Below are 6775 nucleotides of genomic sequence, written 5' to 3' on the forward strand. Positions count from 1 at the left end.
TTTTATTGGATTTACTTAGATCACCGGATTATTAACCGCGAACATCTGCTGATCTTCCAGACGGAATGCCATGAGTTGATTGCCCCAGACACAGCCACCATCGACATTTTGAATTCGGTCCGAAATAGTTTTACCATTTAAGGCAGCCCAGTGACCAAACAGAATCTGATGGCTTTGCGCTGCTAATGACTCAAATTCAAACCAGGGTTTAAAGCCTTCCGGCATTGGATCATCTAGCGCATCTTTAAAGCTGTATTCCAGACGCCCCTCTGCATCAGTGAGACGCATCCGGGTCAAATAATTCACGATACAGCGAATACGCTCATGGCCCTTTAGCTGGTCTGACCACAGTGCGGGTTCTTTCCCAAACATCTCTTTCAAAAAATCATCCAGCACATCGAAGTCATCATTAGAAATGATGGCTTCAACTTCTTGTGCCAATTGAGCAGTTTTTTCTGCATTCCAGATATTCGGAATCCCTGCATGGGTCAGAATAGTCTGCTCATTTGGAAATAGACACAGCGGCTGTTTACGCAGCCAGTCAATCAGGTCATCGCTGTCGATGGCATCAATCACATCACGAACATTGTCTTTTTCTTTAATCGGCTTGATGCCGCGGGCATAGGCCAATAAAGTCAAATCATGATTACCCAAGACTGTTGCAGCCGATCCCTGTTCGGCCAGCTTCTTGATAAACCGCAGTGCAGCAATTGAGTTTTCACCTCGTGCCACCAAGTCTCCAGCAAACCAGATAAAGTCCTGATCTGCATCGAAGCGGATTTCTTTGAGCAGAGCTTTCAAGGCCTCAAAACAGCCTTGCACATCGCCAATTACATAATTATATCGAACAGTGCGGTTCATCGTTATTTAAGCCACCATTTGATCTGAAAGTGCAACAAACTGTTCAAGGGTCAGAGTTTCTGGACGTGCCATCGGGTCAACACCCGCTTTTTCAAAACCATCTTCAACCAGCATGCCTTTTAAGCTATTGCGCAAGGTTTTACGACGCTGGGTAAAGACATGAGATACCAGACGTGCCAGCGCTTTTTCATTTTTGGCCATAATCGGCTTGTCTGCATAAGGCTCTAAACGAAATACTGCCGAGGTTACTTTTGGTGGCGGATTGAAAGATCCCGGTGGTACTTCAAACAGGAAAGTCGGTTTGCAGAAATACTGGATCATGACTGACAAACGGCCATATTCCTTAGTATTTGGTAATGCGGTAATCCGATCAACCACTTCTTTTTGCAGCATGAAGTGCATGTCCTGCACTTTGCCACCAAATTCCAAAAGATGAAAAAGCAGGGGAGTAGAAATATTATAGGGCAAGTTACCAACCACGCGCAGCGGACGGCCTTCTTCAAATAATGTTGAATAATCAAAGCGCAGTGCATCGGCTTCAATAATGGTTAAACGTTCTGGATGTGGTACACGACCCGGCAGGCCCGCAGCCAAATCACGGTCAAGTTCGACCACAGTCAATGCATCACATTCACCAATCAAAGGTGAGGTCAATGCAGCCAGACCCGGCCCAATTTCCAGAATGTTCTGACCTGGACGTGGATTGACTGAGCGTACAATTTTGGCAATGACACGTTGGTCATGTAAGAAGTTTTGACCAAATCGTTTTCGAGCCTGATGCCCTTCTTCTTTTGGGTTTAAGGCATTAATTTGATACATAAAAACATTTCCAACGTGAGTGATGAACAATAATCAGTGGCGCGCCAGATCGAGGGCTAAATCGACAGCAACGTGCAGGCTGGAACTTTTCGCAAGTCCCGTACCCGCAAGGGAGAGTGCTGTGCCATGATCTACAGATGTACGAATAAAGGGTAAGCCGAGGGTAATATTAATGGCTTCACCAAAGCCCTGTGATTTTAACACAGGTAAACCCTGATCGTGATACATCGCCAGAACCGCATCGGCATCTTTTAAGTTTTCCGGGGTAAATAACGTATCTGCGGGCAAGCTTAAACTCATATTGATGCCTTGAGCACGGTAGCTTTCGAGTACCGGATTAATCACTTCAATTTCTTCCATGCCCAAATAGCCACCCTCGCCTGCATGCGGATTGAGACCGCAAACCAAAATATGCGGATGTTCAATCTTAAATTTGGATTTCAGATCGTGAATCAGGATATCGATGACTTGATGCAAACGCTCTTTGCTAATCGCATCGGCAACGGCACGTAAAGGAAGATGCGTCGTTGCTAAAGCCACACGTAAAGTCTTGGTCGCCAGCATCATCACCACCCGCTCAACGCCTGCAAATTCTTGATAATATTCGGTATGACCGCTGAAATGGATGCCAGCTTCATTCATCACAGACTTTTGCACCGGTGCAGTTGCCACGCCGACACTTTTAGCTGACATGGCATAGTCCGCAGATCGTCGCAGTTGTTCTAATACATAAGCGGCATTGTTCGGGTTCAATTCACCTAATACCACAGGCCGATTGAGTGGCACATGTTCAACATACAGCTGACCTTTTTTTGAAGATGCGTCCTGTCCGGTATATTCAATCAACGCCACAGACAATTTCAATTGATCTGCACGGGCTTTCAGCATATTCAGATCGGCCAATACTACAATCGGACGTTCATCCACACGTTCTGCCAGACTCAGGCAAATATCAGGACCAATTCCAGCAGGTTCCCCGCTAGTGACATATAAAGGCAGCATCATCTTCTCAATTTGGCAAAGCTGAGAAATATTATAACCCGATCATATCCAGGCTGCAGCGATCATTGCAAAGTGTCCTTATAAATCAATATTTTGATACGATTGAAAGGATGGTTACAAATATAGTCATCGTTTTTGCGAGATATTCAGGTTTATGCCTTTCCTTATTTCAGGAGATTAGATAAAATACAGCGCTTGAAATTTCAATTTTCATTTGTGATTCTTCACGTATTCGTTTAGAATCGCGTCTCCTTTAGTTTGGACAGATTCCATAGTCCAAACCAACTATAATAGGTAGTGGTTTAATGAAAACTCTCAGCGCTAAGCCAGCTGAGGTTCAACACGACTGGTACGTTGTTGATGCTTCTGGCAAAACTTTAGGTCGCCTTGCGACTGAAATCGCTCGTCGTTTACGCGGTAAGCACAAGACTTCTTATACTCCTCACGTTGACACTGGCGATTATATCGTTGTAATCAATGCTGAAGAAATCACTGTGACTGGTAAAAAGTCACAAGATAAGAAATACTATCGCCACACTGGTTTCCCTGGTGGTATCCGTGAGACTAACTTTGAAAAGTTAATCGCTCACAAACCAGAAGCAGTTCTAGAAAAAGCTGTTAAAGGTATGTTACCTAAAGGTCCTCTTGGTTATGCAATGATCAAGAAAATGAAAGTGTATGCAGGTACTGAGCATCCACACGCTGCTCAACAGCCACAAGTTTTGGACATCTAAGGGATAACAGCACATGGCTACTAATTATGGTACAGGTCGCCGTAAGACCGCAACTGCACGTGTTTTCCTATCAGCTGGTACTGGTAAACTCGTAATTAACAACCGTACTCTTGAACAGTATTTCGGTCGTGAAACTGCTCGTATGGTGGTTAACCAACCTCTTGAGCTGCTTGAAGCAACTGAGAAATATGACCTTTACATCACTGTTGCTGGTGGTGGTATCGGTGGTCAAGCAGGCGCAATCCGTCACGGTATTACTCGTGCATTGATCGCTTCTGACGAGACTTTAAAACCTGCTCTTCGTCAAGCTGGTTTCGTTACTCGTGATGCTCGTGAAGTTGAACGTAAGAAACTTGGTTTACGTAAAGCTCGTAAACGTCCTCAGTTCTCTAAACGTTAATTCGTTTACCGAACCGGACAAAAAAGCCTTGGATTATTCCAAGGCTTTTTTTATAAGTATTCATTATCAATATTGAAGGATATTTTTGCGGTTATTGTTCATGTATATCTTTACCCCAGCCCCCGTCATGGCACCAAAATGATTTACTCAGATAATAATTTGCCACACCAATAACAATAAATAGCAGGATGATGAGCGGTTTAATAAGCATGCTGTTTTTCTCCAGATATTTTTCTTATAATCTACCTTGGCTCAAGCCGATTGATCTTTGATGCTTGGTGCTTTTTAGGTTGAATTTTAGTATCCTAGTCTATTCATTAGAACTTCATCAGGATTTATGTCAGTCGAAAGCGCGCCTCTTCAAGGAATTACCTTATATAGTCATGCCGATGACTTCCGTTCCCATTGGATTCGCTATGTGCTTGCCGAGAAGCAAATTAAATACAACCTGATTCTGGTAGATACAGATGACGAGGATCTGGCCAGTCTCAATCCTTATAATCAGTTGCCGATGCTGATCGAAAATGAACTCAAATTATTCAATACTTCAATTATTTCTGAATATGTAGATGATCGCTATCGTCAGAATAAACTGTATGCCGATGCGCCGATGCCGCGTGCGGAGCAACGTCAATACATCTGGCGCTTTGAAAATGACTGGCTACAACTGGCCGATATCATGTTACGTCATCCAGACACCCTAGATAAAAAAGCCAAAAACCAGGCACAGAAGCAGTTACAAGATATCCTGACCTCATTGATGCCACTATTCCAGCATTTTCCCTATTTTATGTCTGAACAATTCAGTATTCTGGATTGCATGTTGGCGCCAATTTTTATCCGCCTGAAACAGATGGGCATAGAATTACCGCAGCAGCAATGCCGTCCATTTTATTTATATTGCCAGCGAATTTTCAGTCGTCCTGCCTTTGTAAAATCTATGACATTGCAGGAAAAAAACCGTTATTCAGCACAAATCAAGAACCTGTAGAGAAACATCATGTCCGAACAAGAATTCAACCTTAGCCCTACTCGTCCCTATATGGCACGCGCAATCTATGAGTGGGTTTGCGATAACAATATGACGCCCTACTTGCTGGTCGATGCGACACGTCCAAATACCATGGTTCCTGAGCAGTTTATTAAAGATGGGCAGATTGTGCTGAATATTGTGCCTCATGCGGTACATGCGCTACATATGAGCAATGATGCAATTAGCTTCTCTGCTCGCTTTGGTGGTGTCTCTCGTGATATCTATGTCCCTATGGCAGCCGTACTCGGTATTTACGCACGTGAAAACGGCCAAGGTTTATTCTTTGATCCAAGTGAATATGAACATACACAAACCGATGAAGATGCTTTAAAATCAAGCACTGAAGAAAAACCTGAACAGCCAAAGAAAAAACCAACTTTAAGGTTATTAGATTAAAAAATAATGGAGCAAGTGAATGGCTTTTGATTTAGTACAATATTTTGTTGAACAGATAGAAACTCAAAAGCCTGAGCTTCTAAAAGACCATACGAAAGAAGAAAGACGAAAATATATAACTGAAATTAATGCCTTAACTTTAGGCAAACTGATTACCGAGTGGCGCAACAATCCACAAAAAATTTATAACGAAATTAATCATCCTGATGAATTATATATACTGGAAGTCGTGCGTCATCTGGCCACCCATTCGGAAAACCAGTCAGCTCTGGATCGAACTCAACTAGAACAAAGCACCTCGGAAATTTTCCATTTACAGCTCACTGAATTAAAACAGTTACATGATACCGGCAATCATAATCTTAACAGCATTCAAGAACTGCTCACCGGCCAGATTGAACATTTATCCGGTCAAGCAGATGATTGGGTTTGGACAACAAACAACCTAACAGAACTCAAAGGCTCTAAACCAATTGTACAAGAAGAGCTATCATTGGAGGCATCAATGAAGGAGTTTAATCAAATGGTAAGCCAGAATCATCAGCATCAAGATGTTGAAGACGTCGTTCTTGTAGAAACCCCAACATGGGCAAAGATTGTTGAACCCATCATTGCCATTGCAATTCTTTGGGTATTAATCGCAGCCGTAATGCGCGTATTTGGTTAAAATGAACTGCAATCAAAAACCAGCATTTTGCTGGTTTTTTTATTTGCCAAGATTTATAAGATCGGCCTATCAATTATTTTAGAGCAAACCCAAGATTCAAGATCTCCTATCACTCCTATAAGAACAACCCTCCTAAGAAAGTTTTGATCAGCTTTGAAATATAAATATATTTAAGCACTTCAATAAGTTTGAGAAGCTCTAGTAGTTTCAATATTGCTTATTAAAAGTTCTTAAAAATCCCACACACAAAAAAACACCCCCCTGCTTATGCAGGGGGGTGTTTCGAATAATGAGCTGGCGATGACTTACTCTCACATGGGTAACCCCACACTACCATCAGCGCAAAGAGGTTTCACTTCTGAGTTCGGGAAGGGATCAGGTGGTTCACTCTTGCTATTGTCGCCAGCACAACTGTTTATGGATACTTGCCTTGGTCTTATTTCGTCACTTTTCAGTGTATGCCAATGCTTTTTCCAAATGAGTTATTAACAGAATATTTGTGTTGAATTAAGTTTGTTTAGTTTAACTAGCTTGATCACTAAATCAAGTTATTTTGCTTAATATCGAATCAATTGATCCTCACTTCTTTCGAAGTTCGTACAACAACTGTTTGGGTGTTGTATAGTCAAGCCTCACGAGCAATTAGTATTGGTCAGCTTCATGCATCACTGCACTTCCACATCCAACCTATCAACGTCGTAGTCTTCAACGGCTCTTTAGGAGACATAAAGTCTCGGGGAAATCTTATCTTGAGGTAGGCTTCCCGCTTAGATGCTTTCAGCGGTTATCCCTTCCGAACATAGCTACCCGGCGATGCGACTGGCGTCACAACCGGTACACCAGAGGTTCGTCCACTCTGGTCC

The 6775-nt window shown here is 42.6% G+C and carries 8 protein-coding genes and 2 rRNA genes; 5 read left to right on the plus strand and 5 right to left on the minus strand.

Annotated elements, in window-relative coordinates:
• Positions 1 to 15: 15 nt before the first annotated feature.
• From FTU42_RS11365 to pdxA, 3 genes are read right to left on the minus strand one after another with little or no spacing between them, the layout of a single operon-like run.
• Positions 16 to 861: a symmetrical bis(5'-nucleosyl)-tetraphosphatase gene (locus tag FTU42_RS11365; protein WP_100329185.1), complete on the minus strand. Its 846-nt coding sequence runs from the start codon at positions 859 to 861 to the stop codon at positions 16 to 18.
• A gap of 6 nt (positions 862 to 867) precedes the next feature.
• Entirely contained in the window at positions 868 to 1680 is an 813-nt protein-coding gene (rsmA, locus tag FTU42_RS11370; protein WP_180083417.1) for a 16S rRNA (adenine(1518)-N(6)/adenine(1519)-N(6))-dimethyltransferase RsmA, read from the minus strand.
• A 33-nt stretch (positions 1681 to 1713) separates the two neighbouring features.
• Positions 1714 to 2682: a 4-hydroxythreonine-4-phosphate dehydrogenase PdxA gene (gene pdxA / locus FTU42_RS11375; RefSeq protein ID WP_180083418.1), complete on the minus strand. Its 969-nt coding sequence runs from the start codon at positions 2680 to 2682 to the stop codon at positions 1714 to 1716.
• 305 nt (positions 2683 to 2987) lie between these two features.
• Here pdxA and rplM point away from each other — a divergent pair, with 305 nt between their 5' ends.
• The 5 genes from rplM to FTU42_RS11400 all read left to right on the plus strand — a co-directional run bounded on the left by rplM (position 2988) and on the right by FTU42_RS11400 (position 5912).
• Complete coding sequence (gene rplM / locus FTU42_RS11380; RefSeq protein ID WP_004281682.1) at positions 2988 to 3416, plus strand: 50S ribosomal protein L13; 429 nt, start codon at positions 2988 to 2990, stop codon at positions 3414 to 3416.
• 13 nt (positions 3417 to 3429) lie between these two features.
• Complete coding sequence (gene rpsI, locus FTU42_RS11385; protein WP_005007735.1) at positions 3430 to 3816, plus strand: 30S ribosomal protein S9; 387 nt, start codon at positions 3430 to 3432, stop codon at positions 3814 to 3816.
• Between the two features lie 337 nt (positions 3817 to 4153).
• Positions 4154 to 4807, plus strand: a complete 654-nt coding sequence (locus tag FTU42_RS11390; protein ID WP_005098044.1) for a glutathione S-transferase N-terminal domain-containing protein — start codon at positions 4154 to 4156, stop codon at positions 4805 to 4807.
• Between the two features lie 9 nt (positions 4808 to 4816).
• Complete coding sequence (locus FTU42_RS11395) at positions 4817 to 5245, plus strand: ClpXP protease specificity-enhancing factor (RefSeq protein ID WP_005098047.1); 429 nt, start codon at positions 4817 to 4819, stop codon at positions 5243 to 5245.
• A 19-nt stretch (positions 5246 to 5264) separates the two neighbouring features.
• Positions 5265 to 5912, plus strand: a complete 648-nt coding sequence (locus FTU42_RS11400; RefSeq protein ID WP_005169443.1) for a hypothetical protein — start codon at positions 5265 to 5267, stop codon at positions 5910 to 5912.
• A gap of 292 nt (positions 5913 to 6204) precedes the next feature.
• Here the strand turns inward: FTU42_RS11400 and rrf are convergent.
• Together rrf and FTU42_RS11410 are read right to left on the minus strand one after the other, a co-directional pair.
• Positions 6205 to 6319, minus strand: a 5S ribosomal RNA gene (gene rrf, locus FTU42_RS11405).
• 214 nt (positions 6320 to 6533) lie between these two features.
• Positions 6534 to 6775, minus strand: a 23S ribosomal RNA gene (locus FTU42_RS11410); the annotation flags it as partial.

This window comes from Acinetobacter sp. YH12102 (assembly GCF_013419125.1).
Lineage (GTDB): Bacteria > Pseudomonadota > Gammaproteobacteria > Pseudomonadales > Moraxellaceae > Acinetobacter > Acinetobacter pseudolwoffii.

What these genes read in the sequence shown, in the direction of transcription:
- FTU42_RS11400 (WP_005169443.1), top strand. Translation starts at nt 5,265, where the DNA reads ATGGCTTTTGATTTAGTACAATATTTTGTTGAACAGATAGAAACTCAA.
- rsmA (WP_180083417.1), bottom strand. Translation starts at nt 1,680, where the DNA reads ATGTATCAAATTAATGCCTTAAACCCAAAAGAAGAAGGGCATCAGGCT.
- rpsI (WP_005007735.1), top strand. Translation starts at nt 3,430, where the DNA reads ATGGCTACTAATTATGGTACAGGTCGCCGTAAGACCGCAACTGCACGT.
- FTU42_RS11365 (WP_100329185.1), bottom strand. Translation starts at nt 861, where the DNA reads ATGAACCGCACTGTTCGATATAATTATGTAATTGGCGATGTGCAAGGC.
- FTU42_RS11395 (WP_005098047.1), top strand. Translation starts at nt 4,817, where the DNA reads ATGTCCGAACAAGAATTCAACCTTAGCCCTACTCGTCCCTATATGGCA.
- FTU42_RS11390 (WP_005098044.1), top strand. Translation starts at nt 4,154, where the DNA reads ATGTCAGTCGAAAGCGCGCCTCTTCAAGGAATTACCTTATATAGTCAT.
- pdxA (WP_180083418.1), bottom strand. Translation starts at nt 2,682, where the DNA reads ATGCTGCCTTTATATGTCACTAGCGGGGAACCTGCTGGAATTGGTCCT.
- rplM (WP_004281682.1), top strand. Translation starts at nt 2,988, where the DNA reads ATGAAAACTCTCAGCGCTAAGCCAGCTGAGGTTCAACACGACTGGTAC.